Raw genomic sequence first — 25,403 nt, 5'->3', positions numbered from 1 at the left:
TCCCTGTTCAAGCGCCGCTCACGCGTCGAGATGCAGTTCCTGAATCTTGCGCGTGATCGTATTGCGGCCGATGCCCAGCCGCTCCGCCGCCTCGACCTTGCGCCCGCGCGTGAAATCCAGCGCCTCGCGGATCACCGCGGCTTCGAAGCGGCGCGCGAGTTCATCCATCACGTCGGCGGAATTTTCGCGCAACAGGCGCGCGACTTCGGTGCGCAAGCCGTTCTCCCACACGCTCGTCGCGACGCCCGCGACCGTCGGCGCCGACGCGATCGCGCCGTTCGGCGCAGCGGGCGCCGGCGCCACCGCGCCATCGGAAGAAACGGCAATGACCTCCGGCGCATAATCTTGCCGCGGCGTGAGATCGGGCGGCAGATCCTTCTGCTCGATCACCTGCGCGGGCGCCATCACCGTGAGCCAGTTGCAGAGGTTCTCGAGCTGACGCACGTTGCCGGGAAACGGCAGCGACGCGAGATACGCGAGCGCCGCATCCGACACACGCTTGGGCTCGACGCCGAGATCCCGCGCACTCTTTTGCAGGAAATGGCGCGTGAGCAGCGGAATATCCTCGCTGCGCTCGCGCAGTGCCGGCAGACGCAGGCGAATCACGTTCAGGCGGTGATACAAGTCCTCGCGGAACAAGCCCTGCCGCACGCGCGCATCGAGATTCTGGTGCGTCGCCGCGATCACCCGCACGTTCGCCTTCAGCGGATTGTGCCCGCCCACCCGATAGAACTGTCCGTCCGACAGCACGCGCAACAGGCGCGTCTGAAGGTCGAACGGCATGTCGCCGATTTCATCGAGAAAGAGCGTGCCGTTCTCGGCCTGCTCGAAGCGGCCCTGGCGCATCGCCTGCGCGCCCGTGAATGCGCCGCGCTCGTGGCCGAACAGTTCGGACTCCAGCAGATCCTTCGGAATCGCCGCCGTGTTCAGTGCGATGAACGGTCCGTTCGCGCGTGGGCTATGTCGGTGCAAAGCGCGCGCGACAAGCTCCTTTCCGGTGCCTGATTCGCCCGTGATGAGCACGGTCGCCGCCGAATGCGACAAGCGGCCGATCGCGCGGAACATATCCTGCATCGCGGGCGCCTGGCCGAGCATCTCGGGCGTTTCCGTCACCCGCTCGTCGACGGCCGCCTCGCCGCGCATGCTTTCGTCGACGGCGCGGCGGATCAGCTCGACGGCCTTGTCGACATCGAAGGGCTTGGCGAGATATTCGAACGCGCCGCCCTGGAATGCGGCCACGGCGCTATCGAGATCCGAGAACGCCGTCATGATGATGACGGGCAGACCCGGCAGGCGGTCGCGCACGGTCTGCAGCAGCTCCAGCCCGGAGCCGCCCGGCATGCGGATGTCGGAGACGAGCACTTGCGGGCTTTCTCCTTCGAGCGCGGCGAGCGCATCGCGCACACCGGAGAAACTGCGCGTCGTGAAGTTTTCTCGGGCCAGCGCCTTTTCCAGCACCCAGCGGATGGATTGGTCGTCGTCTACTATCCAGATCGGCTTCATATCGTTCGGCGAGAAGTCTTCGTATGGTTCGGTGTGAGCCCGTCGAAACGGTCAGGCTTCGATGCCTGATGTGTCACGTGCTTCGCGTGACGTCGCTGGTCGATCGTGATCAATTCTCAAACGGCAACAAGATGGCGAATTCGGTGCAACCCGGCCGGCTCTCGACTTCGATCAAGCCATCGTGTTGATGCACGAACGACTGCGCGAGCGTGAGACCGAGTCCGCTGCCGTCTTCCCTGCCCGACACGAGCGGGAAGAAGATCCGGTCGCGGATTTCGCTGGGGATGCCGGGACCGTTGTCAGTGATATGCAAGTCCAATGCCAGTTTGTGCAGCTTTTTGCCGATCGTCACCTTGCGCGCGATACGCGTGCGCAGTTCGATCCGCGCATCGCCCTGAGAAATGCGCTCCTTCAGCGCTTCGGCTGCGTTGCGCACGACGTTGAGGAGCGCCTGAATCAGTTGCTCCTTGTCGCCGCGCAGGTCGGGCACGCTCACGTCGTAGTCGCGCTCGATCGTGAGGCCGCGCGGGAACTCCGCGAGGATCACGGCCCGCACGCGCTCGCATACTTCGTGGATGTTCACATCGCCGACGATATGCGGATGCCGGTGCGGCTCCAGCAAGCGATCGACGAGCGTCTGCAGGCGATCCGACTCCTTGATGATGACCTGCGTGTACTCGCGCAGTTCGTCGCGTTCGCGTGCGCCGAGCTCGAATTCCAGCAACTGCGCGGCGCCCCGGATGCCGCCGAGCGGGTTCTTGATCTCGTGCGCGAGATTGCGGATCAGCTGCTTGTTGACGGCAGTGAGATCGTGGATGCGCTCTTCGCGATCGGTGCGCAGATGGCGCTCGTTCTCGAAGAGTTCGAGCAGCACGTACTCCGACGCCGCTTCGAGATAGCCGACGATGGCGTGCACATGCACCGGCTCGCGGCTTTGACGTTCGAGCACCGCGTCGAGCCGCGTCGCGTTGAAGCGGTTCTCCGCGATCGACGCGATCGTGGTCGCCAGCTCGTCCGCATTCGCGAACAGCTCGGGCCAGTTCATCTGCGTCAGTTGCTTGCGCGACATCTCCAGCATCGCTTCGGCCGACGGGTTCGCGTACGCGATCCTGAGATTGCGCATGTCCAGAACGAGCACGTTCGTGGGCAGCGCCTCGAATCCCGGAAGCAGTCCGCTTGCCGCCAGTTGCGAGTCGTCCGTCAGCGCATCGGCGTGGCCCTTGCGCGCCTTGATCAGGTTCTTTAACACCATCGTGCAATGGTTGAGGTCGTTCGTGACACCGATCTTCTTCTCGATCTATGACATTGCGGCGATTAAAAAAGGGACGGCGCGCCGTCCCTTTTTTTCACTGCATCGCATGCGTCGCGCGCTTCGCCGGACTGCTCGCTTCGAAGCGCGCTCGGGCCATGCCGCTTACAGCGAGTAGTACATCTCGAACTCGATCGGATGCACCGCCTGACGATAACGCTGCAGCTCGTTCGTCTTCAGTTCGATGTATGCGTCGAGCATCGAATCCGTGAACACGCCGCCGCGCGTCAGGAACTCGCGGTCCGCGTCGAGCGCGTCGAGTGCCTGATCGAGGCCCGCGCACACGGTCGGGATCTTCTTGTCTTCTTCCGGCGGCAGGTCGTACAGATTCTTGTCCGCGGCTTCGCCCGGATGAATCTTGTTCTGCACGCCGTCGAGACCCGCCATCATCAGCGCGGAGAAGCACAGGTACGGGTTCGCCAGCGGATCCGGGAAGCGCGTTTCGATGCGGCGGCCCTTCGGGTTGCTCACGTGCGGAATACGGATCGATGCCGAACGGTTGCGAGCCGAGTAAGCCAGCTTCACGGGCGCTTCGAAGTGCGGCACGAGACGCTTGTACGAGTTCGTACCCGGGTTCGTGATCGCGTTCAGCGCGCGCGCATGCTTGATGATGCCGCCGATGTAGAACAGCGCGAATTCCGACAGGCCTGCGTAGCCGTTGCCCGCGAACAGGTTCTGGCCGTCCTTCCAGATCGACTGGTGAACGTGCATGCCCGAACCGTTGTCGCCGACGATCGGCTTCGGCATGAAAGTCGCCGTCTTGCCGTACGTGTGCGCCACGTTATGGATGATGTACTTCATCTGCTGCAGCCAGTCCGCGCGCTGAACCAGCGTCGAGAACTTGGTGCCGATTTCGTTCTGGCCCTGGCCCGCCACTTCGTGGTGATGCACTTCGACCGGAATGCCGATCTGCTCGAGCAGCAGACACATTTCCGAGCGGATGTCCTGGAACGTGTCGACCGGTGCGACCGGGAAGTAGCCGCCCTTCGTGCCCGGACGGTGGCCGGTGTTGCCGCCTTCGAATTCCTTCGCCGACGACCACGGCGCTTCTTCCGAGCCGATCTTCACGAACGTGCCCGACTGGTCCGTGTTCCACTGCACCGAGTCGAAAATGAAGAATTCCGGCTCCGGACCGAAGAAGGCGGTGTCGCCCAGGCCCGAGCTCTTGAGATAGGCTTCCGCGCGTCGTGCGAGCGAACGCGGGTCGCGCTCGTAGCCCTTGCCGTCGGCGGGCTCGACCACGTCGCAGGTCAGGACCAGCGTGGACTCTTCATAGAACGGGTCGATGAACGCGGTATCCGCATCCGGCACGAGCAGCATGTCCGACGCTTCGATACCCTTCCAGCCGGCGATGGACGAACCGTCGAAAGCGTGGCCGCTTTCAAATTTGTCTTCGTCGAATGCCGAGACCGGCACGGAAACGTGTTGTTCTTTGCCGCGCGTGTCGGTGAAGCGGAAGTCGACGAACTTGACGTCCTCGTCCTTGACGAGTTGCATGACGTCGGCCACGGATTTACTCATTACCTATCTCCTGATTAACAAAAGTCGGCGAATCGCTTCGCCGCCCCGACCAATCCTGTACATCAATTCAATCGAGGTTGGAAAAGCAGCTTCCGTGCCAAGCGCACCATCTCTGCGCTAAGCGCTTGAAGCAGCGTGCGTTTTGTGTGAAACGACTTCATTTCCTGCGACGGCCATTAATGCGCTGTCAAGCCGTCTGCACCTTTTCGGTGCGTCCGAGTTTGCTCAGTATTATCGAAGCACCTTTTGGGTGCGTCGCGTCTGACGTGCACCACTTTCGCACATCAGGCACTAAGGCTTTGCCCGCGCTCGGTGGTCCCCGCGTGCCGCGCTAGAATAATTCTTTGCGCTTAACGGAGACTGATGCGCCATGAGCACACTCGAACAACTCTATAGCCAGGCCGGAAAACGCGCCGCCGAGAACAACCTGACCTACGCAGGCGCCTTCTCGCCCGTCGAAGCTTTCGAACTGCTGCAACTCGACCCACGCGCGCGCCTCGTCGACGTGCGCACGCGTGCCGAGCTGGATTGGGTCGGCCGCCCGGCCATCGATGGCGCGCAGTACGCGCACATCGAGTGGATTCGTTACCCCGGCTCGGTGCCGAACGCCGAGTTTATCGAACAATTGAGACAAGTCGCCACCCCGGATACGCCTGTCGTGTTTTTGTGCCGCAGCGCCGCGCGTTCGAAGCTGGCGGCAGTCGCGGCGCAGAAAGCGGGATATGCGCAAGCGTATGACCTGCTCGAAGGATTCGAAGGCGACAAGGATGGGCAAGGGCATCGGAAAACGGTGTCGGGATGGTGTTTCCGCAAGCTGCCGTGGATCGGGGCTTGAGCGGCTTGCTCAGTCCCGCGCGTCGAGCAGTGTCCGCACGCGCCTGACGCTCGCTTCATCCACAGGCGCGAGCCCCTTTCCATCGACACGCACACCCGAGCCGAAGTGCACCGCGCGCACGCCCGTCGATGCGACGAAAGGCGCAGCCGCATCGACGGTCAGTCCGGCGCCCGCGAGCACCGTGCAGCGCTCTCCCGCCGCCCTTTCGACGAGCTTCGCGATCACCGTCTGCGCGTCCAGCACCGACGGCTTGCCGCCCGACGTCAACACGTTCGTCACGGCATCGAATGTCAGCAGCGTATCGAACGCGGCGAAGAGATCGCGAGCTTCGTCGAACGCGCGGTGAAAAGTGAGCTGTAAGCCATCCGCCGCTTCGATCACGCGCGCGAGGCCGTCGTTATCGACATCGCCATTCGCGTTCAGCATGCCCACGACGATCGCATTCGCCCGCGTCTTCGCCACTGCACGCACGTCGCGGATGATGACCGCGTAGTCGTCGGCATCGTAGACGAACGAGCGACTATGCGGCCGCACGATCACATTCACCGGAATGCCGACCGCGTCGATCACCGCTTCGATCAGCCCGATGCTCGGCGTCAGACCGCCCTCGCCCATCGCGGTGACAAGCTCCAGCCGGTTCGCGCCGCCGCGTTCCGCCGCGCGCGCATCGGCGACCGTGGTCGCGATGACTTCAAGCAACGTCACTTCGCTTCCTCCGGCGGCACTTCCACGACTTCGCCGCCCAGCGCGAACACGCCTTCACGCAGCACCTCGAACGCCGCGTTCGCCTGCTCGGGGTCGCCCTTGACGCCCAGGTCGATATGCGAGCGCGCGTAAAGAGCGCCGCGCGCCGCATCGCCGACGCTCGGCAGGCTGAATGCGCGCACGCCGTCGAAATCGCGCTCGATCGTGACCATCAGCGGCGTGATGCGCGATTCCGGCAGGCCGAAGACGAGCAGCGAGCGCTCGACATGCGGCGTCGCGTGATGCAGATGCGCGTACTTCGTGTCGAGCACCCATTCGATCATCGGCCAGGCCATCACCGGAAAGCCCGGCACGAAGTGATGATCGCCGACTGAGAAGCCGGGAATCTTGTTGTAGCTGTTCGGAATGATCTCCGCGCCCTGCGGAAACGTCCCCATGTTCAGCCGATGCAGATTCTCCGGCGACTGCAGATCGACCGGCTTGTCGCCCGCCTGCGCCTGCGCTGCCGTTTCCCGAATGCGCGCGCGGATCAGCTCCGCCGCTTCCGGATGCAAGGCGAGCGGCACGCCCAGCGCTTTCGCGGCGCACTGGCGCGTGTGATCGTCCGGTGTCGCGCCGATGCCGCCCGTCGAAAAAACGATATCGCCGGACGCGAAGGTCCGCGCGAGCGTCGCGGTGATGCGCGCGGGATCGTCGCCGACGTATTCGGCCCAGTCGAGCGACAGGCCGCGCGCACTCAGCAATTCGATGATTTTCGGCAGATGCTTGTCGGTGCGGCGGCCGGACAAAATCTCGTCGCCGATGATGATGACGCCAATGCCCATGTGTGCCCCTTTGTTCTTACAGTGAAACGTCGCGGGATTCGACCGTGATCGCCGGATAACCCGGCTCGTTCGCGCGCAGGCGCTCGAGCGCGTGCAGACAGTAATGCGCGAACCACAGCGCGGAAAACACGAGGATGAACGCATACGCCCAGATCGTCACGGCGGCGACGACCGGAAAGAGCGGCAAGAGCCACACGGACCACGCCCAGAGCATCGTCGGTACGGAACTCAGAAGGCCGCTCACGATGCCGATGGCGAGCAGGGGCCACCGCGCATCGCGCACGATCGCGCGGCGCTCTTCCGCGCTGGCATGCAGCGCGAGCGCGTCGTAAGTCATCACGCGATAGGTCAGCCAGCCCCACATAAGCGGCGGAATCAACGCGAAGAACGGCGGAATCAGCCACAAGGGCAGCGTGACGACCAGCAACACGAGACACACGAGCGTCGTCAGCACCGAGTGGCCGAGACTGCCGTACCACGTGCCGCCGCGCCGTTCTTCGAGCGACGAATAATGCCCTTTCGGCCGTCGCGTGAGCAGCTTGACGACGCCGGGCATCGACAGCGTCGCGATCAGCAGCAGCACCGTGACGACGATGAGCGGCACCGTCATGATGACCACGAGGAATGGCGCGATCACCGCGTGCAGCGACGAGAAGCCGACGGTATCGAAGAGGCGGTACATCGCGGACGTGAGCGCCCAGCCGTCGAGCCAGCTGTTCGCGGCGCCGGTGAGCGTCTGCCAGAAAAACCAGAGGAGCGCGCCCCACACCACGGTGGCAACGCCGAAAGGCATCAGCGTCAGCCAGAGCATGCGCGGATGAAAGACGTTCGCAAGTGCGCGCACGAACGAACGCAGCAGGTCACTCATGCGTGATTCGAAGAAGGAAAAAGAGGAACCGACAGGATAAACCAGCGCCGCACGCGGGCGCTGGTCTCGACGGAAAGTTCAGACGGCCGCCGAGTTGTCGGACGCGGACGCGCCCGCGCGCCGCGCCGAAAGGCGCGCGGCGATGCGTTTGAACGCGAGCCAGTGCTGCTCGATGAAACCGTCGCCGTAGTGCACGGGCTTCACGCCCGGGGCGCCGAGCTGGTCGCGTATGCCGGTCGGCTCGACGGTGCGGTTGAACGATGCCGAGCGGAACAGGATGTCCCAGAACGAGAACAGCACGCCGAAGTTGCAGCCGTAGGTCGTCCCTTCGTGACCGAAGCCGATTGCGTGATGGCGGCGATGGAACGCCGGACTCACGACGATGCGGTCGAAGAGCCACCCGAAGTGCAGCCGGATGTTCGCGTGCTGCACGCTCTGCATGAAATTCGTAATGGCGACGAGCACAACGAACTGCGACGGCTCCACGCCGATCACGAGCGCGACACAGGCGAAGAAGCTCGCCTGCAAAACATCGTCGAGCAGATGGTTGCGATCGTCCGTCCAGAGCGACATCTTCTGCTGGCTGTGATGCACCGCATGCAGTTCCCACCAGATGCCGAAGCGATGCTCCAGGCGGTGATACCAGTAGCCGGCGAAATCGAGGATCAGCAGATAGATGAAAAACGTGACGAGCGGCTGCGTCGTGACGCCGGGCCACAGGTTGTCGATCTCGAGGTTCGGCACGTCATGGATGCGCAGCCAGCTCTGCATCGAATCGAAGAGCGGCTGGAACGTGAAGAAGAAAAACAGATTGAGAATGCCGAGCTTGACCATCCACGTATAGAGCACGTCCACACGCACGCCCTTTCGGTCTTTCCATTCCTCGGCGGGGCGGAACGCTTCGAGCGGGCGCAGGATCGCGTACATCGCGAGCACTTCGAGGACGCCGACAATCACCCAGTAGAGCGCGTCGTAGGTGTCCTCGTCGTAGTCCATCATGCCGATCTTGAACAGCGTCGGCTGCACGACATCGACATAGAGAAGCGTCTGCAGCCAGGAAACGAGACCGTCCAGCGACGAAAGAATGGAATGAAACATGGTGCTCCGTGGTGCTTGGGCCGTCCGGTGCGCCGGCCTTTCCTCAATCGTAGTATAGGGCGCGTAAAGCGCCCTCTGCTCCGCTTATGCCCCGTTGGGCGCCGTCACCGGTGCGCGATTGTAGAAGTAGATGCCGTGCGGCGAGCGGCCGACCTTGATGGTTTCGATCAGCTTACGGTTCGCCAGATCGATCACGCCGACGTGCTTCGCGAAGCGGAACGTAACCCACAGATACTTCTTGTCGGCGGAAAGTTCCATGTCGTCCGGGCCCGGCAGAAGACCGGTGATATCGCCGACGTTCGTGAGCGTGTCCTCGTCGATGATGCTGATCGTGTTCGCGACGCGATTCGACACCAGCACGTGCTTGCCGTCGACCATCGAGCGGAAGTTGTGCGCGCCCTTGCCCGTCGTGATGGTCTTGACGACCTTCTGGTTGCGCCAGTCGACCACGGCCACGTAGTCCGCGCCCGTCATGCCGACGAGCAGGAATTTGTCGCCGGGCGTGAGCCAGACGCCGGCGGGCACCTTGCCGACCTTCATCTTCCATTTCACCGTCTGGGTCGCCAGATCGATCGCGGCTATCTCACCGGACACCTGCAGCGAAATGAACGCGGTCGAACTGTCGTTCGTGAACGCGATGTGGCTCGGCATCGTCGCGAGCGGCAGGCGCTTCGCGAGATTCACGTTCTTGCCGTCGAAATGGTAGATGTCGAGGCGGTCGAGGCGCAGGCCCGTCGACACGAACCATTTCTTGTCCGGCGAAAAGCCGATCTGATACGGATCCTCGATGTCCTGCACCCAGCGCTGGAACGCGCCGGTTTTCGGATCGACGAACATCAGGTTGTTCGACACCGAGTTTGCGACGATCAGCGACGAGCCGTCGGGCGTCGGCATCAGGTGGTGCGGCTCCTTGCCGGTCGGCACGGTGCCGATGACCTGACGCGTGTTTTCGTCGATCAGGCTCAGCGTGGCTTCCGCCGAGTTGAGCACGATCACGTTGTTGGCGAACGCCGCGGTGGCGACAAGAGCGGCGCCGACGGCAAGCGCCGCGCGTGCGGCGGCCGTGCGGACACGGCCGGGATGGAAAATATTGCGCATGGAAAATAGGCTTCGGAAGGCAGGCGTCATTGTAGAACGTTTGCCTCGCGCGGCGCGTTGACCGGGTGCGGCTTTTTGCGCAATACGCTGAAGCGGCGCAAGAAATAGCAGATTTTGCCGCGTGCTGGCCGCAGCCTAGCGCTGCATCGACTCCCAGACCTTGTGGAGCCGTTTCACCGAAACCGGCATCGGCGTGCGCAATTCCTGCGCGAACAGCGACACGCGCAGTTCTTCCAGCAGCCAGCGGTACTCGGAAAGCCGCGCGTCCGCGACGCCGCCGCGCTGCGAAATAGCGCGCTGATAGTGCTGCGCGAGCGGCTGCAAATCGGCGGAAAGACGGGCATCACGCGCCGGATCGGCCTTGAGCTTGTCGATGCGCAGCCCGATCCCCTTCAGATAGCGCGGAAAGTGCGCGAGCTGCGCATACGGCGTGTCGATGACGAAGCGCTTGCTAATGAGCGCGCTCAGTTGCGCCTGCATGTCCGCATACGCCGATGTGAACGTCTTCGCCTGCGCCAGCTTTTTCGCGAGCGCCGCGTATTCGGCCAGAATCGCGCCGACGAGCCGCGCGATCTCCTGCGCGAGCAGCGTCAGGCGGCCTTTGGCGGCATCGCGGCGGGTGTGGAAACTGGCGTCGTCGTCGGGCAGCGGGTCTTGCAGGCACGCGCGATCGAGCGCCGTCTCGACGATCTGGTCACGCAACTCGTCCGCCGTGCCGAGCGCCATGTACTGCATCGACATTTCGCGCAAGCCCGGAAGATTCTTCTCCAGATAGCGAATCGGCTCGCGCAGTTGCAGCGCGAAGAGCCGCGGCAATCCCGCACGATGGATGCGCGCCGCTTCCTCGGGTGAATCGAACACTTCGACGTCGCAATGCGTGCCGCGATCCACGAGCGCCGGATAGCCAAAAAGCGTCTGCCCGCGACGGCGGATTTCCAGCAATTCCGGCAGCTTGCCGAAGTTCCAGGTGGTGAGGTTTTCGTAGAGCGCGGTGCCGACAGTGGCCGGTTGCGTTTGCGGCGCCGATTCCGACTCGCCCGAGAGCGCGTCGAACGCCGCGGCCGACGTCAGCTTCTGAAATTGCTGTTGCGCCTGGCCGCCCAACTCCGCGCGCAGTTGCGCGAGATTGCGGCCCATCGCGAGCTGGCGGCCGTGCTCGTCGATCACCTTGAAGTTCATGAAGAGGTGCGCCGGCAGCGTTTCGAGCTTGAAATCCGCGCTCTTGACGGCGATTTGCGTCTGCCCGCGAATATCGGCGATGAGCGAATCGACGAGCGCGCCCGCGCCGAATTTTGGCCCGGCATGACGCTCTGCGAAACCCGCCGCGTATTCAGGCAGTGGCACGACATGACGGCGCAGTTTCTGCGGCAGCGATTTCAGCAGCAGTTGCGCTTTTTCCTTGATCATGCCGGGAACGAGCCATTCGGCGCGGCGAGCATCGACCTGATTCAGCCCGTAGAGCGGCACCGCGAGCGTGACGCCGTCGCGCGGCGAGCCCGGCTCGAAGTGATACGTGAGCGACATCTCGATGCCCGACATCGTCATGCGCTTCGGGAAGAGGTCGGTCGTGACGCCGGCGGCTTCGTGGCGCATCAGGTCGTCGCGGGAGAGGAAAAGGAGCTTCTCGTTGCCCTCTTTCTTCTGCTCGTCGCGATACCAGCGCTCGAACGCCGCGCCAGTCCACATGCCTTCGGGAATCAGCGAATCGTAGAAGCCGTAGATGAGTTCATCGTCGACGAGCACGTCCTGGCGACGCGACTTGTGTTCCAGCTGCTCGATGTCGGCGACGAGCTTGCGGTTGTGCGCGAAGAACGGCAGGCGCGTATCGAACTCGCCTTCGACGAGCGCGCCACGGATGAACAGCTCGCGCGCATGTTTCGGATCCTGTTTGCCGAAGCTCACGCGGCGGCGTGCGTAGACGGTCAGCCCGTAAAGCGTCGCGCGCTCGTAAGCGACGACCTGCGCGGCTTTCTTTTCCCAATGCGAATCTGAAATCGACGTCTTCAGCAGATGCGCGCCGACAGTTTCCAGCCATTCCGGCTCGATCTTCGCAATCGTGCGCGCATAGAGCCGGGTGGTTTCGATGAGCTCGCCCGCCATCACCCAGCGCCCCGCTTTCTTCAGGAGCGCCGAGCCCGGCCACAGATGGAATTTGATGCCGCGCGCGCCGAGATAATGCGGCTCGTCGTCGGCTTTCAATCCGACGTTGCCGAGCAGGCCGGTCAAAAGCGACAGATGCACCTGCTCGAATGTCGCATCCGAGTCGTTCAGGCGCCAGCCGTGCTCGCGCACGACCGTCAGCAATTGCGAATGCACGTCGCGCCATTCGCGCAACCGCAGGTGCGACAGAAAGTTCGCGCGGCACGCATCGGCGAGCTGCTTGTTCGACTTCTTGTGCGCGACGGCGTCCTCGAACCACTTCCAGATGCGCGTCCATTGCAGAAACTCGGAGCGCTCGTCGACGAACTGGCGATGCGCCTGATCCGCCTGCTCCTGCGCCTCGATCGGCCGGTCGCGCGGATCCTGCACCGACAAGGCCGACGCGATGATGAGCACTTCCTTCAGCGCCAGATGATCGCGCGCGGCAAGGATCATGCGGCCGACGCGCGGATCGAGCGGCAGGCGCGCGAGCTCGCGGCCGAGCGGCGTGAGCGCGTTGTCGTCATCGACGGCGCCGAGTTCGTTCAGCAGTTGATAGCCGTCCGCGATCGCGCGGCCCGGCGGCGGCTCGATGAACGGAAAGGTTTCGATCGCCGTCAGATGCAGCGACTTCATGCGCAGAATCACGGCGGCCAGCGACGAGCGCAGGATTTCCGGATCGGTGAAGCGCGGCCGCGCCTGAAAATCCGCTTCGTCGTAGAGCCGGATACATACGCCGTCCGCGACGCGCCCGCAGCGGCCCGCGCGCTGATTCGCCGCCGCCTGCGACACCGGCTCGATCTGCAATTGCTCGACCTTGTTGCGATACGAATAGCGCTTCACGCGCGCCATGCCGGTATCGACGACGTAACGAATGCCCGGCACCGTCAGCGACGTCTCCGCGACGTTGGTCGCGAGCACGATGCGCCGCGCGTTCGACGGCCTGAACACGCGCTCCTGCTCCTGCGCGGAAAGGCGCGCGAAGAGCGGCAGGATTTCCGTGTGCGGCGGATGATGCTTGCGAAGCGCCTCGGCGGCGTCGCGGATTTCGCGCTCGCCGGGCAGGAACACGAGCACGTCGCCGGGGCCGACGCGGCACAGTTCGTCGACGGCATCGACGATGGCTTCCATCAGATCGCGGTCGGTTCTGCGCTCGTTGCGCCTGGGCGCCGTGCCTTGCGCATTTTTGATCGCCTCGCTTTGCTCTTCAATCGGCCGATAACGCACGTCCACCGGATACAGCCGCCCGCTCACCTCGATTACCGGCGCGGGCTTGTCGTCGCTGCCGAAATGGCGCGCGAAACGCTCGGCGTCGATAGTCGCCGACGTGACGATCAGCTTCAGCTCGGGGCGCTTCGGCAGGATTTCCTTCAGATAGCCGAGCAGAAAGTCGATATTGAGGCTGCGCTCGTGCGCCTCGTCGATGATGATCGTGTCGTACGCGTTGAGCAGCGGATCGGTCTGCGTTTCGGCAAGGAGGATGCCGTCGGTCATCAGCTTGACGGACGCGCCCGGCGCGAGATTGTCCGTGAAGCGCACCTTGTAGCCGACGACTTCGCCGAACGGCGTGCCGAGCTCTTCCGCGATGCGCCTTCCCGTGGCCGAAGCGGCGATACGGCGCGGCTGCGTATGGCCGATGAGACCGCTGCCGCCCGCGCCGAGGCCGCGCCCGAGGGCGAGGCAGATTTTCGGAAGTTGCGTGGTCTTGCCCGAGCCGGTTTCGCCGCTGACGATCACGACCTGATTCGCCGCGATCGCGCGTGCGATTTCCTCGCGTCGGCCGGATACCGGAAGCGCTTCGGGGAAGGTGATCGGCGGAATCGGGTTCGGTGTGACGATGCGTGACGGGCGCGGCGGACGAGGCTCGCGAGCCTCGCGTTCTCGCGCTGCCGGCGCGCGTTCGGCCGCTGGCGCCGAGCCAACGGGCTCGCGACGCGCGCTGGTCGCGGGATGCTCGTTTCGACGCTCGACGCGTTGGGGGTCGTTGCTGCGTGTATCGGCTGCTTTGGGCGGAGCGCCGCTCTCCCGCCGTTCGGCTCGATGTTCCTCGCGCGGCGCACGCGCGTGTTGCGCGCGACGGGCGTCATCGCGCTTTGCTGGTGCGTGCTGCTGAGATTCAGAGCGCGGCTCGCGCGGCGCACGCGCGTCATCGCGTTTCGCCGGCGCGGGCAGTTGCGATCCGGAATGCGGCGCGCGCGCCGGAGCGCGGTCCGTTTTCCCCGCTAGCGCGGGATTCGGCTTCGCCCGATCGCGGGCAGGCGGCGCAGCTTGCGGCTGCTGGGGCGCAGGCGGTCGTTTCGTCGCCGCCGCGGCGCCCTGCTTGCTAGCAGGACTACCGGCCTCGCCGCCCTTCTGAAGCGGCGCAACCGCCGCCTTGCCCGACGGCGCGGACGCGGCCGGCGCGCCCGCCGCAAAGCGTCGCGCAGCGAGCTCTTTCTTGCTCAGCCCCGCAGGTTCGCCGGAATCGCCGGACGCACTCCCGCCCTCCCGCGCATCGCGCAGCAGATTTTCACGCAGTTGTCGCAACTGCTCCTGAGTATCGAGGGATTTATCGGCGGACTGAGACTTGCCCGCCTGATCGGGACGTGATGGACGAGAAACATTCGGCATAGCGTCGCATTATAATCCCGGGATGAATTCCCAAACCGACCTCACGATGACCGCGTCGCCGCCGGCCGCAGAGCCCGAAGCGCCGGATCTCCACGCTCAGTTCGTCGACTGGATGCGCTCTGTCGCGCCGTACATCCACGCGTTCCGGAACAAAACGTTCGTCGTGGCGTTCGGCGGGGAACTGGTGCAGGAAGGTCGTCTGAACGCGCTCGTGCAGGACGTCGGCCTGTTGCACGCGATGGGCATCCACGTCGTATTGGTGCACGGCTCGCGCCCGCAGCTCGACGAGCAATTGAGTCTTCACGGCGTCGAATCGTCGTTTTCGCATGGCCTGCGCATCACCGATGCCCGCGCGCTCGAATCCGCGAAGGAAGCCGCCGGCGAAGTGCGTCTCGACATCGAGGCCGCGATCAGCCAGGGCCTGCCGAACACGCCGATGGCCCACGCGCACATCAGCGTCGTGTCGGGCAACTTCGTGACGGCGCGACCGGTCGGCATTCTGGACGGCGTCGATTTCCAGCATACGGGCGTCGTTCGCAAGATAGACGGCGATTCGATCCGCCAGTCGCTCGCGTCGAACAAGCTGGTGCTGCTGTCATCGCTCGGCTTCTCGCCGACCGGCGAGGCGTTCAATCTGTCGATGGAAGACGTCGCGTCCGCCGCCGCCATCGCGCTGCGTGCCGACAAGATCATCTTCGTGACCGAAATTCCGGGTCTCGTCGATTCGGAAAACGAACTCATCCGCGAGCTGTCGCTCGACGACGCCTATCGCCTGCAGGAAAGCGGCGAGCTGCAAGGCGACACGGCGTTCTATCTGAAGCATACGGTGCGCGCATGCCGCGGCGGCGTGGCGCGCGGCCACATCATTCCGTATCGCCTCGACGGCAGCGTGCTGCTCGAACTGTTCCTGCACGACGGCGTCGGCACGATGATCTCGTACGAGAACCTCGAAAGCCTGCGTGAAGCGACGCCGGATGACGTCGGCGGCATCCTCACGCTGATCGAGCCGCTCGAAAGCGACGGCACGCTCGTGCGGCGCGGGCGTCACCAGATCGAGCGGGATATCGACCACTTCTCCGTCATCGAGCACGATGGCGTGCTGTTCGGCTGCGCGGCGCTCTACCCCTACACGCAGGAGCGCATCGGCGAGATGGCGTGCCTGACCGTCGCGCCGGAAGCGCAAGGTTCGGGCGACGGCGAGCGCTTGCTCAAGCGCATCGAGCAGCGTGCCCGGGCGCGCGGGCTCACGCGCATCTTCGTGCTGACGACGCGCACCGAGCACTGGTTCCTGAAGCGCGGCTTCGTGAAGGTGACCGTGGACGATCTGCCCGAGGATCGCCGGCGCCTCTACAACTGGCAGCGCAAGTCGCTCGTCCTGATGAAACAGCTTTGAATTCGCTTTGAGAAGCGCGAACTGCGCTTCGTCCCCCGATACAGAGGAGAAACTCACAATGGCCCGAATGGTTCAATGCGCGAAGCTCGGCAAGGAAGCCGAAGGACTGGACTTTCCGCCGCTGCCGGGCGAGCTCGGCAAGCGCATCTACGAAACGATCTCGAAGGAAGCCTGGCAAGGCTGGCTCAAGCAGCAGACGATGCTCATCAACGAAAATCGTCTGAACATGGCCGATCCGCGCGCGCGCCAGTACCTCATCAAGCAGACCGAGAAATATTTCTTCGGCGAAGGCGCCGATACCGCCACGGGCTACGTCCCTCCGCAAAGCTGAATTCGCGGCTCGATCGCACTGCTACAACCGGCCCAGAGCGGCCGGTTTTTTGTTGCCGCGCATTGCGCAAAATGTACCGGCTGGACCATCAGGTGAATGGACCGAAATTCAGCGCAATCCTATAGCAGGCAAGGGATCGGGCTGCCGCGGAACCTTGCCAACATCGGCCGGTTTGCACATCGTCTGTCATCGTGTTATCATTTGTTCGTTATCAACAGTAATTCACCATCATTCACGCGCATGAGTCCGGCGTATCGCAGTTCGGACACACCGCGGTAGTGACAGTTTTCATACAAAGAGGCGCGTCGGTTTTTTAGCTGGTCTTGCCAGACTCACGCCGGCCTTTTTCGTCTCAGGTTGTTTTTTCGCCGACGTCGCGGCCCACCCGCGGCAACTCAGGTTTCGCCGGGTTCGCCGTCCGCACGTCAAATTCGTTTGTTTCATCCGAGTGCAATTTCGCGACCCACCGCGAAGCACCGGCACCGCGTTTTCTTTTCGTTCTTCAGCATCTGCTTCCGTCAGATCGCTGCGCGGAGCCATTTGCGTACGTTCCCCGCAATGCAAGCGGCGCCGTCGCGAAACTGCACTGTCCCGGCAATACGCGCTGTCCTGACGACGGCGCGCCCGAAGCTCTTTCGCGAGCTCTCGGGATCGAATACGGAGTTTTTCGAACTATGTCTTCTCTTCACGAGGGCGTTTGGCGCACACACGATTCATCCAGTCAGAAGTCCGATCTCACCCTCGACGACATCACCATCGTCGATCAATCCCTGCTCAAGCGCGCGGTCGGCGCGATGGCCATCGGTAATGCGATGGAATGGTTCGACTTCGGCGTGTACAGCTACATCGCCGTGACGCTCGGCAAGGTGTTCTTCCCGTCGAGCAGCCCGGCAGCGCAGTTGCTCGCGACTTTCGGCACGTTCGCGGCCGCGTTCCTGGTGCGCCCGATCGGCGGCATGGTGTTCGGCCCGCTCGGCGACCGCATCGGCCGCAAGCGCGTGCTCGCGATGACGATGATCATGATGGCCGTCGGCACGTTCTGTATCGGCATCATTCCGAGCTACGAGTCGATCGGCGTGATGGCGCCGGTGCTGTTGCTCGTCGCGCGTCTCGTGCAGGGCTTTTCGACGGGCGGCGAATACGGCGGCGCCGCAACCTTCATCGCCGAATTCTCGCCGGACAAGAAGCGTGGCTTCATGTCGAGCTTTCTCGAGTTCGGCACGCTCGTCGGCTATGTGCTCGGCGCGGGCGTCGTCGCGGTGCTCACTGCGGTGATGTCGGAGCGCGAACTGCTGTCTTGGGGCTGGCGCATTCCGTTCATGATCGCCGGTCCGCTCGGCCTGATCGGTCTGTATATCCGGATGAAGCTCGAAGAAACGCCGGCGTTCCAGCGCGAAGCCGAGAAGGCGGAAGCGGTGGCGCACGAGACGACCAAGGCGCAGTTTCGCGAGACGCTGATCCAGCAATGGAAGCCGCTGCTGCAATGCGTGGGCCTCGTGCTGATCTTCAACGTGACCGACTACATGGCCCTCTCGTATCTGCCGAGCTATCTGTCGGCGACGCTCAAGTTCAATGAGACGCACGGCCTTTTCATCGTGCTCGTCGTGATGGTGCTGATGATGCCGCTGACGCTCATCGCTGGCCGCCTGTCGGATGTCATCGGCCGCAAGCCCGTGATGCTCGCGGGTTGCATCGGCCTGCTGGTGCTGTCGATTCCGTCGCTCTCGCTGATCCGCGTGGGCACGGTCCCGTCGATCTTCGCGGGCATGATGATCCTCGGCGCGCTGCTCTCGACGTTCACGGGCGTGATGCCGTCGTCGCTGCCGGCCCTCTTCCCGACGAAGATCCGCTACGGCGCGCTCGCGATCGGCTTCAACGTGTCGGTGTCGCTCTTCGGCGGCACGACGCCGCTCGTCACGGCATGGCTCGTCGAGAAGACCGGCAATCTGATGATGCCCGCTTACTACCTGATGGGCGCGTCGCTCATCGGTATCGTGTCGGTGCTCGCGCTGCACGAAACGGCGAAGAAGCCGCTGAAGGGCTCGCCGCCGGCGGTGGCGTCGAAGTCGGAAGCGCACGCGATCCTGCGCGGCCATCGCGAAGCCGCCGAAATGGACGACGCGTTCCCGGAAGGCACGGTGCGCGCGTAAGGCGTCAGGCTTTCTGAAGGCGCAAGGCCGGTGCGTGAGCGCCGGCCTTTTTTATGTCACGAGCGCCACGATGCGCACGTCCGGTTTTCCATCGTCTATATCGAGCAACGCGAGCGTGATCGGCAACTTGAAGCGCCGTGGCCCCGCGCTGCCGGGATTCACGAAGAGCACGCCGCCCCGCCGCTCGACGAGCGGCTTGTGCGAATGACCGGTCACGACGACGTCGATGCCATCGAGTTGCTTCGGCGCGTCGGCGATATCGTGGACGACGTGGATCGTCGCACCGCCCAGTTCGATACGCGCGTGCCCGGGCAATCGCGCGACGTCATCGCCGACATCGTTGTTGCCGCGCACGGCGGTGAGCGGCGCAAGGGACGCGAGCGCATCGAGCACGCCGTGCTTGCAGATATCGCCCGCGTGAATGATGTGCGCGCACCCGCGCAATGCCTCGAGCGCTTCGGGGCGCACGAGGTTGTGCGTATCGGAGATGAGGCCGATGCGCATCACGTTTCTTCGTTCGCGAGGATGCGCTCGATGCGTCGATCGGGCACGAGCCATACGGCCGCGACGAGCGCGTAGAGCGTCGCGGCGATCCATGGCTGCCAGAACGACACACCGATGGCGACGAGATAGAGCAGCACCGAAAGCCTGCCCTTGCGGTCCGCGCCGACGGCGCGTTCGAGCGCGGCGTTCTCGCCGTGCATCGAAATGAGCGTGCGGGTGAGGATGTACCACGCGACGGCGGTCATGAAGAGCACGAAGCCGTAGCAGGCGGTCGGCACGGCGGTCAGATGGTTCTCGCCCATCCAGTTCGTGGTGAAGGGAAAGAGCGACAGCCAGAAAAGCACGTGCAGATTCGCCCACAGCACCCGGCCGTTCACGCGCTGGATCGCGTGGCAGAGATGATGATGATTGCTCCAGTAGATGCCGACGTAGATGAAGCTCAGCACGTATGCGCAGAAAACGGGCAGGAGCGGCGCCAGCGCGGCGAAGTCATCGCCGTGCGGCACTTTCAATTCCAGCACCATGATCGTGATGATGATGGCGATGACGCCATCGCTGAATGCTTCGAGCCGGGTCTTGCCCATCGTATGTCCTCGCGCCGAAATCGGTGCCGCCGATTATGCGGGAGGGTCCAGCACTTGTCGAACGGCCTGACGACGGCGGCGGGCGCGGCTTTGGCGCGCTGTCGGGCAATGGTAGAATCGCGTCCGCCCTGCCGGGGTGATGAAATTGGTAAACATAGCGGACTTAAAATCCGCCGCCTCACGGCTTGCCGGTTCGAGTCCGGTCCCCGGCACCAGGCGCGATTGCCCTGCGCCCATTAATCGTTCAACGGCGGTGTAGTTCTAGTTTTCGGTAAAGGATTTGGTCGTCGGAATAACGACCCGCCTTCCGAAATCTTGAGCAAACACCCTCACACCGCATTCAACAACCGCTCTGCATCCCTCACCGCATCGAACAGCGCCTCGATCGCCGTATCGCGGTCGAGCAGGCACACATGCTCGATATCGAACGGCAACGCATCCACACCGATGAAACGCACCGTTCCGCCGAAGCAGTCGCGCGTCTTGCCGCTGCGCACCGACGCGATGTAGTTCGGGGTGATATAGAGGGCAACGGGCGTCATGGCGGCCTCGGCGATGGTCCGGTCGATGCACCAGAGTCTAGCGATGCCCGCCCGCGCGCTGCACCCGCCTGACGCGGGGACTGCTTCCCCCCTTTCGCGGCCCCCGCCGCTACACCGCGTGCCCCAGGACGCGCGCGACGTAATGCCGTCCCCACGCCTCGCCATGCGCGATCGCCTCGGCAACGGTCTCGAAAGGACCGTGGTCGCCCGTCATTTCGCCCGAGTCGTCGGCGAGTGTCGAACCGTGCACCGGTTTCTGGTCGATCCGCGTTACCCGCACGCGGATCGCGTAACCCTCGGACGGAGCCGCGTCCGCGTCGCCGTCGGGCTCGATCGGCCGGGGCGTGGCCTGCATGGCGAGCAAGTAGTCGCCTACTTCGATGTCCTTCTGCATGGCGGTCGTCTCCATCGGTACGCAACGCGCTGATCGAATGACAGTGCCGATTGTGCTACCGCATCGCGCGAGAAAACAAGCGCCCGGTCCGACCCTCGCGCGGCGCGCATGATATAAAGTTTCGCCCCGTCCTCTTTTCGCTTCGACGCCTTCGATGAACCATCGCACCCGCCACCTGCTGCTCGTCCTGCTCACCATTGCCCTCGCTTGTGTCTCGGGCTGCACGTCCTATTACAAGAACGTCGAAGCCTGCAAGGACAGGGTGCGCGCGGACTACCCCGACGCCGCCAGCGCGCCGCTGAAAATCACGGGTTCCGGCGCGAGTTATCATGGCTCGCGCGTGGTCGTGCACGGGACCATCCACACGCCGCCGAAGCCGCCGGCCACCAGGTCGGCGCCGGTGCCCGCGGCCGCCGAATGCACGTTCAGCGAGACGTCGATGACAGGCTTCCAGTGGCTCGTTCCCGCGAAGCTCGCGCCGAAGCCGCCCGTCGCCGCATCCGACGATTAAGTCCGAAATCCGCCCGCGACGAGGAGATCGACGCCCATGCTGCTCGCCCAGATCAGCGATCTGCACATCACGGCGCAGGGCACGCTCGCCTACGGCCGCGTCGATACGGCCGCCTTTCTCGCCCGCGCGATCGGCGTGCTCAATGCGCTCGATCCTCGCCCCGACGCCGTGCTCGTCACGGGCGATCTGGTCGATGCGGGCGGTATCGACGAATACCGGCATCTGCGCACGCTCCTCGATACACTCGCGATCCCGTGGCGCGTCATGGTGGGCAATCACGACGACCGCGCGAATCTGCGCGCGGTGTTCGGCGATCGCCCCGAACTCGCAGGCCACGACGGCTTCGTGCAATACGCGTTCGATGTCGGCGAAGTGCGCGTGATCGCGCTCGACACGCTCGATCCCGGTTCGGGCGCGGGTCGCTTGTGCGCCACGCGCCTCGCCTGGCTCGAAGCGCAACTCGACGCGAGCGGCCAGCAGCCTGTCGTCATCGGCATGCATCATCCGCCGGTCGCGTGCGGCATCGGCTTCATGGACGACATCCGCCTCGCGCCGGACGACAGCCGCGCGCTCGATGCGCTCGTGCGCCGTCATTCGAACGTCGAGCGCATCGTGTGCGGTCATGTGCATCGGGCCATCGGCGTGCGATTCGGCGGCACGCTCGCCTGGTGCGTGCCGTCGACCGCGCATCAGGTGGCGCTGCAACTGAAACCCGGCGGCCCCGATGCATTCGTCATGGAGCCGCCTGCGTTCGGGCTGCACCTGTGGCGCGCGCATCTCGGGCTCGTCACGCATTGCATGAGCGTCGAGCAAGGCGGCGGCCCGCAGCCTTTTTAACGGCGCGCTGCGGCGCTCGCGCGTCTTCAGTATGATCGGCGGCTGATCATCGTCCTCGATTCATGCTCGAATCTCCGCAATCCAATCCTCCGGTGCGCCATCCGCACTATTCGCGCGCCACCCTGTGGCTGCTCGCGACGATTGCGGGCGTCTCGGTCGCGAACATCTATTTCAACCAGCCGCTGCTCGGCGACTTTCGCGCCAGCTTTCCCGACGACGCCCGGCTGATCGGCGCGGTGCCCGCCTCGACGCAACTCGGCTATGCGCTCGGCATGCTCGTGCTCGCGCCGCTCGGCGACCGCTTCGACAGGCGTCTTCTGATCCTGCTGCAGCTCGCGGCGCTGGGCGCTGCGCTCGTGGCCGCGGCGAGCGCGCCCACGCTCGCGGTTCTGATCGCCGCCAGTCTCGCGATCGGCATCGTATCGACGATCGCGCAGCAAGCCGTGCCCTTCTCCGCCGAGCTCGCGCCCGCCGCCGAGCGCGGCCACGCCGTCGGCACGGTAATGAGCGGGCTCTTGCTGGGCATCCTGCTCGCACGCACGGTGTCGGGCTTCGTCGCGCAGTACTTCGGCTGGCGGGCCGTGTTCGGCGCGTCCGTGCTCGCGACGATCGCGCTGGCCGTCGTCGTGATCGCGCGGCTGCCGAAGAGCCAGCCGACCTCGACGCTCACCTACGGCAAACTCCTCGGCTCGATGTGGCACCTCACGGTGGAAAGCCGCGCGCTGCGCGAGGCCGCCTTCACGGGCGGCGCGCTCTTCGCCGCGTTCAGCATTTTCTGGTCGGTGCTCACGCTGCTGCTCGCGGGCGAACCGTTTCACTTGGGTCCGCAGGCGGCGGGGCTTTTCGGCATCGTGGGCGCCGCGGGCGCGCTCGCCGCGCCGCTCGCGGGAAAATCCGCCGACAAGCGTGGGCCGCGCGCCGTCATCTCGCTGTGCATCGGACTGGTCGGGTTGTCCTTCGTCGTGTTCGCGTTCTCGGCGACGAGCATCGCGGGGCTCGTCATCGGCGTGATCGTGCTCGATGTCGGCGTGCAGGCCGCGCAGATTTCGAATCAGTCGCGCATCTACGCGCTCAAGCCCGAGGCGCGCAGCCGCGTGAACACGGTCTACATGGTCGCTTATTTCATCGGCGGGGCGCTGGGTTCGGGACTCGCATCGCTCGCGTGGCAGGCGATGGGCTGGACGGGCGTCTGTCTCGCCGGTCTCGCCGCGACGGGTCTCGCCGGTTTCAGCCACTGGCGCGGGCGCGGCCGGCGATAGGGGATTCAGGTGCGCGCGCGCGCGTAGTCGCACAACGCGTCGAGCACGCGATCGAATTCGAGCGACTTGTCGAAAAAATGATGCACGCCGTATTGCAGGCAACGCTCGCGATAGGTAGGCAGCGCGTGATTGGTGAGCACCGCGACGAACGCACCCGGCGAGCGTGCCGCGCCGCACTCCTTGAGCCACGCGAGCACGTCGATGCCCGAGCCGCGCTTCAGCTGCAGATCGACGATCACCGCGTCGAACGCCTGCGCCGACAGCAGCGCAATCGCGTCGTGCGGCGCATCGGCGAACGCGGTCACGCGCCACGGCCCGAGTGCTTCGATCGCCTCGGTCAGGCTGCGGCGGATGAGCGGCGAGTCCTCGATCAGCAGCACCGCGAGCGGCGCCCGCGGCGTCGGCGGCCCGCTTCGGTCGTCAGTGGTGGTGTGATGGCTCACGTCGGGCGCCCTCCGGCTTTGCTCGCGGATCTCGAACGGTGCGCCGCTATTCGATCAGGCCGTTCTTGATCGCGTAATACGTGAGATCGGCGTTACTGGAGAGCCGCATTTTTTCGAGCACGCGCGCGCGATACGTGCTCACCGTTTTCACCGACAGATGCAGTTCCTGCGCGATTTCCGTCGGAAGCCGGCCGCCCGCGAGCTTGCAGAAGATCTGGAACTCGCGCTCGGACAGCAGCTCGTGCGGCCGTTCGGCGGCGGGCTTGTCGAGCTTGTCGGCGAGCGCATCCGCGATGAACTCCGACAGGTAACGATGCCCGCGCGCCACGGTGCGGATCGCGCGCACGATCTCCTCGGGCGCCGCGTCCTTGTTCAGATAGCCGTTCGCGCCCGCCTTCAGCAGGTTGATCGCGTACTGGCTCTCCGGGAAGCCCGAAAGCATCAGCACGCCCTGCTCCGGCCGGATCTGCTTGATCACGCGCAAGGTATCGACGCCGTTCTTGTCGGGCATCGCGATGTCGAGCAGCACGACGTCGAACGCCTGCGCGCGCACGAGCGCGATGGCTTCGTCGCCGGTGGCGGCCTCGCCCGCGACTTCCATGTCGGGTTCGTCCACGACGAACTGCCTGAACCCGCTGCGCACGATCGCGTGGTCGTCGGCTATCAGGACTCGAATCATTCGCGTCGTCCGCGCTGCCGGACGTTCTTGTAGTAGTTGATCGGTCATTTCATGCAGGCGCCGGATACGCGTTGCGTATCCGGGGCATCGCCCTTACCCGTTGCGGCCTTCCAGCAGGTCCGCCATGTCGTCGGCGTGCTCTTCCTCGACCGCCAGAATGTCTTCGAAGATGCGTCGCGTCGTGACGTCCTTGTCGCCGAGATAGCGGATGATCTCGCGATACGTATCGATCGCGATGCGCTCGGCGATCAGGTTCTCGCGGATCATGTCGATCAGATCCTTGCCTTCGCTGTACTCGGAATGCGAGCGCGACGAGAGCCCGTCCGGCGCGAAATTTGGCGCGCCGCCCAGTTGCACGATGCGCTCGGCGAGCGTATCGGCGTGTTCCTGTTCCTCGTTCGCATGCTCGAGGAATTCCTGCGCGACCGCTTCCGAGTGAATGCCTTTCGCCATGAAGTAGTGGCGCTTGTAGCGCAGCGTGCAGACGATTTCGGTGGCGAGCGAGTCGTTGAGCAGCTTCAGGACCGTCTCACGGTCCGCGCCGTAGCCCTCCGTCACCGCGCCTTCGTCCATGTGCTGGCGCGCATCGGCGCGAATTTTCTCGACATCGAGGACAAAAGCGTCCGTGGACTGGTTCGACCCGGTATTTACAGCAGACGATTTGGACATTTGGTTCGCTCCTCTGTGATGGGTGACATGACGTTTCGCTGGAGCAGGTCCTTGCAATGCGGCGCGCATAGACCGCTCCTATCCAATCGAAAAGCCGGATGCATGCGCCATGCCTGATCGCTCGAAAAAACCGCGCGACGGTCGTGACTTTGGCGCGCGGCTTGATGGTTCACGGCTTTCGCCCTATCCGGGCGTCACGTCCGGAACACGCCGAGCAGCAGGGTGACGACGAACACGACGAGGAAAATGAAGAAAAGGATCTTCGCAATTTCCGCCGCGCCGGCAGCGATCCCCGTGAAGCCGAACACGGCGGCGATGATGGCGATGACGAAGAAGACAGCAGCGTAATGAAGCATGTGAGCTCCTTCATGATTGGTCGGAAACGATCGGCGATGCTCGCCAAGCGGCGCTAATCGATGGCTTTTTTCGTGACGACGAAGCCCAGCACCAGAAACACGACGCACAGGATCAGGAACAGCACGAACAGGAATTTGGCGATGGCCGCGGCGCCGGCAGCGACGCCCGTAAAGCCCAGCACGCCGGCGATCACGGCCACGATCGCGAAAAACAAGGCCCACTTCAGCATGATCGTTCCCC

The 25,403-nt window shown here is 64.3% G+C and carries 26 protein-coding genes and 1 tRNA gene; 9 read left to right on the top strand and 18 right to left on the bottom strand.

All coding sequences use genetic code 11. The features are described from left to right. Window positions 1–18: 18 nt before the first annotated feature. Both ntrC and glnL read right to left on the bottom strand, forming a co-directional pair. Window positions 19–1,503: a nitrogen regulation protein NR(I) gene (ntrC, locus tag NCS58_RS05545; RefSeq protein WP_061119872.1), complete on the bottom strand. Its 1,485-nt coding sequence runs from the start codon at window positions 1,501–1,503 to the stop codon at window positions 19–21. Between the two features lie 109 nt (window positions 1,504–1,612). After that, window positions 1,613–2,755, bottom strand: coding sequence for a nitrogen regulation protein NR(II) (gene glnL / locus NCS58_RS05540; protein ID WP_061119873.1), 1,143 nt, complete (start codon window positions 2,753–2,755; stop codon window positions 1,613–1,615). Window positions 2,756–2,777: 22 nt separating this feature from the next. On the opposite strand from glnL, the gene NCS58_RS05535 reads away from it, so the two are divergent. After that, window positions 2,778–2,930, top strand: a complete 153-nt coding sequence (locus NCS58_RS05535; RefSeq protein ID WP_250476510.1) for a hypothetical protein — start codon at window positions 2,778–2,780, stop codon at window positions 2,928–2,930. Here the strand turns inward: NCS58_RS05535 and glnA are convergent. Further along, window positions 2,918–4,333 carry a type I glutamate--ammonia ligase gene (gene glnA, locus NCS58_RS05530; RefSeq protein WP_061119874.1) on the bottom strand — a complete coding sequence of 472 codons (1,416 nt, stop codon included), beginning with the start codon at window positions 4,331–4,333 and terminating at the stop codon, window positions 2,918–2,920. The genes NCS58_RS05535 and glnA overlap by 13 nt on opposite strands. A gap of 370 nt (window positions 4,334–4,703) precedes the next feature. Here glnA and NCS58_RS05525 point away from each other — a divergent pair, with 370 nt between their 5' ends. Further along, entirely contained in the window at window positions 4,704–5,168 is a 465-nt protein-coding gene (locus NCS58_RS05525) for a rhodanese-like domain-containing protein (RefSeq protein WP_250476509.1), read from the top strand. 9 nt (window positions 5,169–5,177) lie between these two features. Here the strand turns inward: NCS58_RS05525 and NCS58_RS05520 are convergent, their stop codons facing one another. From NCS58_RS05520 to hrpA, 6 genes are all read right to left on the bottom strand, one after another. Next, window positions 5,178–5,873, bottom strand: a complete 696-nt coding sequence (locus NCS58_RS05520) for a copper homeostasis protein CutC (RefSeq protein ID WP_061119876.1) — start codon at window positions 5,871–5,873, stop codon at window positions 5,178–5,180. After that, entirely contained in the window at window positions 5,870–6,697 is an 828-nt protein-coding gene (locus NCS58_RS05515; protein WP_250538063.1) for a molybdopterin-binding protein, read from the bottom strand. Before NCS58_RS05515 ends, NCS58_RS05520 begins: the two co-directional genes overlap by 4 nt. Window positions 6,698–6,713: 16 nt before the next feature. After that, the gene (locus tag NCS58_RS05510) at window positions 6,714–7,565 is read right to left on the bottom strand and encodes an EI24 domain-containing protein (protein WP_061119878.1); all 852 of its coding nucleotides are present in this window, start codon (window positions 7,563–7,565) and stop codon (window positions 6,714–6,716) included. A 78-nt stretch (window positions 7,566–7,643) separates the two neighbouring features. Further along, on the bottom strand, window positions 7,644–8,663 hold the full coding sequence (locus NCS58_RS05505; protein ID WP_250538062.1) for a sterol desaturase family protein: 1,020 nt from the start codon (window positions 8,661–8,663) through the stop codon (window positions 7,644–7,646). Between the two features lie 84 nt (window positions 8,664–8,747). Continuing rightward, window positions 8,748–9,761, bottom strand: coding sequence for a beta-propeller fold lactonase family protein (locus NCS58_RS05500; protein WP_061119880.1), 1,014 nt, complete (start codon window positions 9,759–9,761; stop codon window positions 8,748–8,750). 135 nt (window positions 9,762–9,896) lie between these two features. Next, window positions 9,897–14,510, bottom strand: coding sequence for an ATP-dependent RNA helicase HrpA (hrpA, locus tag NCS58_RS05495; RefSeq protein ID WP_250538061.1), 4,614 nt, complete (start codon window positions 14,508–14,510; stop codon window positions 9,897–9,899). 22 nt (window positions 14,511–14,532) lie between these two features. On the opposite strand from hrpA, the gene argA reads away from it, so the two are divergent. The 3 genes from argA (at window position 14,533) to proP (ending at window position 18,384) form a co-directional block, all read left to right on the top strand. Then, window positions 14,533–15,903 (top strand): amino-acid N-acetyltransferase, encoded by a 1,371-nt coding sequence (gene argA, locus NCS58_RS05490; protein ID WP_061119882.1) that lies wholly within the window; start codon window positions 14,533–14,535, stop codon window positions 15,901–15,903. A gap of 58 nt (window positions 15,904–15,961) precedes the next feature. Next, window positions 15,962–16,234 carry an oxidative damage protection protein gene (locus NCS58_RS05485; protein ID WP_035506430.1) on the top strand — a complete coding sequence of 91 codons (273 nt, stop codon included), beginning with the start codon at window positions 15,962–15,964 and terminating at the stop codon, window positions 16,232–16,234. 674 nt (window positions 16,235–16,908) lie between these two features. Next, window positions 16,909–18,384, top strand: coding sequence for a glycine betaine/L-proline transporter ProP (gene proP, locus NCS58_RS05480; protein ID WP_061119883.1), 1,476 nt, complete (start codon window positions 16,909–16,911; stop codon window positions 18,382–18,384). Window positions 18,385–18,435: 51 nt separating this feature from the next. Here proP and NCS58_RS05475 read toward each other — a convergent pair whose 3' ends face one another. Both NCS58_RS05475 and NCS58_RS05470 read right to left on the bottom strand, forming a co-directional pair. After that, window positions 18,436–18,888, bottom strand: coding sequence for a metallophosphoesterase family protein (locus tag NCS58_RS05475; protein ID WP_250538071.1), 453 nt, complete (start codon window positions 18,886–18,888; stop codon window positions 18,436–18,438). After that, entirely contained in the window at window positions 18,888–19,472 is a 585-nt protein-coding gene (locus tag NCS58_RS05470; protein ID WP_250538060.1) for a TMEM175 family protein, read from the bottom strand. The genes NCS58_RS05475 and NCS58_RS05470 overlap by 1 nt, the downstream gene beginning before the upstream one ends. 130 nt (window positions 19,473–19,602) lie before the next feature. On the opposite strand from NCS58_RS05470, the gene NCS58_RS05465 reads away from it, so the two are divergent. Continuing rightward, window positions 19,603–19,687, top strand: a tRNA-Leu gene (locus NCS58_RS05465). A gap of 114 nt (window positions 19,688–19,801) precedes the next feature. Here NCS58_RS05465 and NCS58_RS05460 read toward each other — a convergent pair. Next, entirely contained in the window at window positions 19,802–20,014 is a 213-nt protein-coding gene (locus NCS58_RS05460; RefSeq protein ID WP_062252909.1) for a hypothetical protein, read from the bottom strand. 109 nt (window positions 20,015–20,123) lie between these two features. After that, on the bottom strand, window positions 20,124–20,408 hold the full coding sequence (locus NCS58_RS05455) for a hypothetical protein (protein ID WP_061119947.1): 285 nt from the start codon (window positions 20,406–20,408) through the stop codon (window positions 20,124–20,126). A gap of 154 nt (window positions 20,409–20,562) precedes the next feature. Here NCS58_RS05455 and NCS58_RS05450 point away from each other — a divergent pair, with 154 nt between their 5' ends. The 3 genes from NCS58_RS05450 to NCS58_RS05440 all read left to right on the top strand — a co-directional run bounded on the left by NCS58_RS05450 (window position 20,563) and on the right by NCS58_RS05440 (window position 23,015). Continuing rightward, window positions 20,563–20,919, top strand: a complete 357-nt coding sequence (locus NCS58_RS05450; protein ID WP_250538058.1) for a hypothetical protein — start codon at window positions 20,563–20,565, stop codon at window positions 20,917–20,919. A gap of 36 nt (window positions 20,920–20,955) precedes the next feature. Continuing rightward, entirely contained in the window at window positions 20,956–21,756 is an 801-nt protein-coding gene (locus NCS58_RS05445; protein ID WP_250538057.1) for a phosphodiesterase, read from the top strand. A 62-nt stretch (window positions 21,757–21,818) separates the two neighbouring features. Beyond that, window positions 21,819–23,015, top strand: coding sequence for an MFS transporter (locus NCS58_RS05440; RefSeq protein WP_250538056.1), 1,197 nt, complete (start codon window positions 21,819–21,821; stop codon window positions 23,013–23,015). A 5-nt stretch (window positions 23,016–23,020) separates the two neighbouring features. Here NCS58_RS05440 and NCS58_RS05435 read toward each other — a convergent pair whose 3' ends face one another. The 5 genes from NCS58_RS05435 to NCS58_RS05415 form a co-directional block, all read right to left on the bottom strand. Next, window positions 23,021–23,458, bottom strand: a complete 438-nt coding sequence (locus NCS58_RS05435) for a response regulator (RefSeq protein ID WP_250538055.1) — start codon at window positions 23,456–23,458, stop codon at window positions 23,021–23,023. Between the two features lie 46 nt (window positions 23,459–23,504). Beyond that, entirely contained in the window at window positions 23,505–24,137 is a 633-nt protein-coding gene (locus NCS58_RS05430) for a response regulator transcription factor (RefSeq protein WP_061119891.1), read from the bottom strand. Between the two features lie 93 nt (window positions 24,138–24,230). Beyond that, window positions 24,231–24,806: a bacterioferritin gene (locus tag NCS58_RS05425; RefSeq protein ID WP_061119892.1), complete on the bottom strand. Its 576-nt coding sequence runs from the start codon at window positions 24,804–24,806 to the stop codon at window positions 24,231–24,233. Window positions 24,807–25,000: 194 nt separating this feature from the next. Next, on the bottom strand, window positions 25,001–25,162 hold the full coding sequence (locus NCS58_RS05420; protein ID WP_016344888.1) for a DUF1328 family protein: 162 nt from the start codon (window positions 25,160–25,162) through the stop codon (window positions 25,001–25,003). 53 nt (window positions 25,163–25,215) lie between these two features. Then, window positions 25,216–25,392: a DUF1328 domain-containing protein gene (locus NCS58_RS05415; protein ID WP_008350561.1), complete on the bottom strand. Its 177-nt coding sequence runs from the start codon at window positions 25,390–25,392 to the stop codon at window positions 25,216–25,218. Window positions 25,393–25,403 lie beyond the last annotated feature (11 nt).

Origin of the sequence: Caballeronia sp. INML3B (genome assembly GCF_023631305.1) — a bacterium.
Lineage (GTDB): Bacteria > Pseudomonadota > Gammaproteobacteria > Burkholderiales > Burkholderiaceae > Caballeronia > Caballeronia turbans.
This window is presented reverse-complemented; position numbering and strand designations above follow the sequence as displayed.

Bases quoted from the DNA above. Each gene is read 5' to 3' on its own strand.
- hrpA (WP_250538061.1), bottom strand. From the start codon at position 14,510: ATGCCGAATGTTTCTCGTCCATCACGTCCCGATCAGGCGGGCAAGTCT.
- NCS58_RS05430 (WP_061119891.1), bottom strand. From the start codon at position 24,137: ATGATTCGAGTCCTGATAGCCGACGACCACGCGATCGTGCGCAGCGGG.
- NCS58_RS05525 (WP_250476509.1), top strand. From the start codon at position 4,704: ATGAGCACACTCGAACAACTCTATAGCCAGGCCGGAAAACGCGCCGCC.
- NCS58_RS05510 (WP_061119878.1), bottom strand. From the start codon at position 7,565: ATGAGTGACCTGCTGCGTTCGTTCGTGCGCGCACTTGCGAACGTCTTT.
- NCS58_RS05470 (WP_250538060.1), bottom strand. From the start codon at position 19,472: ATGGGCAAGACCCGGCTCGAAGCATTCAGCGATGGCGTCATCGCCATC.
- NCS58_RS05415 (WP_008350561.1), bottom strand. From the start codon at position 25,392: ATGCTGAAGTGGGCCTTGTTTTTCGCGATCGTGGCCGTGATCGCCGGC.
- argA (WP_061119882.1), top strand. From the start codon at position 14,533: ATGAATTCCCAAACCGACCTCACGATGACCGCGTCGCCGCCGGCCGCA.
- glnA (WP_061119874.1), bottom strand. From the start codon at position 4,333: ATGAGTAAATCCGTGGCCGACGTCATGCAACTCGTCAAGGACGAGGAC.
- NCS58_RS05445 (WP_250538057.1), top strand. From the start codon at position 20,956: ATGCTGCTCGCCCAGATCAGCGATCTGCACATCACGGCGCAGGGCACG.
- NCS58_RS05425 (WP_061119892.1), bottom strand. From the start codon at position 24,806: ATGTCCAAATCGTCTGCTGTAAATACCGGGTCGAACCAGTCCACGGAC.
- NCS58_RS05500 (WP_061119880.1), bottom strand. From the start codon at position 9,761: ATGCGCAATATTTTCCATCCCGGCCGTGTCCGCACGGCCGCCGCACGC.
- NCS58_RS05420 (WP_016344888.1), bottom strand. From the start codon at position 25,162: ATGCTTCATTACGCTGCTGTCTTCTTCGTCATCGCCATCATCGCCGCC.
- NCS58_RS05460 (WP_062252909.1), bottom strand. From the start codon at position 20,014: ATGACGCCCGTTGCCCTCTATATCACCCCGAACTACATCGCGTCGGTG.
- NCS58_RS05475 (WP_250538071.1), bottom strand. From the start codon at position 18,888: ATGCGCATCGGCCTCATCTCCGATACGCACAACCTCGTGCGCCCCGAA.
- NCS58_RS05455 (WP_061119947.1), bottom strand. From the start codon at position 20,408: ATGCAGAAGGACATCGAAGTAGGCGACTACTTGCTCGCCATGCAGGCC.
- NCS58_RS05485 (WP_035506430.1), top strand. From the start codon at position 15,962: ATGGCCCGAATGGTTCAATGCGCGAAGCTCGGCAAGGAAGCCGAAGGA.
- NCS58_RS05505 (WP_250538062.1), bottom strand. From the start codon at position 8,663: ATGTTTCATTCCATTCTTTCGTCGCTGGACGGTCTCGTTTCCTGGCTG.
- NCS58_RS05515 (WP_250538063.1), bottom strand. From the start codon at position 6,697: ATGGGCATTGGCGTCATCATCATCGGCGACGAGATTTTGTCCGGCCGC.
- NCS58_RS05450 (WP_250538058.1), top strand. From the start codon at position 20,563: ATGAACCATCGCACCCGCCACCTGCTGCTCGTCCTGCTCACCATTGCC.
- glnL (WP_061119873.1), bottom strand. From the start codon at position 2,755: ATGGTGTTAAAGAACCTGATCAAGGCGCGCAAGGGCCACGCCGATGCG.
- ntrC (WP_061119872.1), bottom strand. From the start codon at position 1,503: ATGAAGCCGATCTGGATAGTAGACGACGACCAATCCATCCGCTGGGTG.
- proP (WP_061119883.1), top strand. From the start codon at position 16,909: ATGTCTTCTCTTCACGAGGGCGTTTGGCGCACACACGATTCATCCAGT.
- NCS58_RS05440 (WP_250538056.1), top strand. From the start codon at position 21,819: ATGCTCGAATCTCCGCAATCCAATCCTCCGGTGCGCCATCCGCACTAT.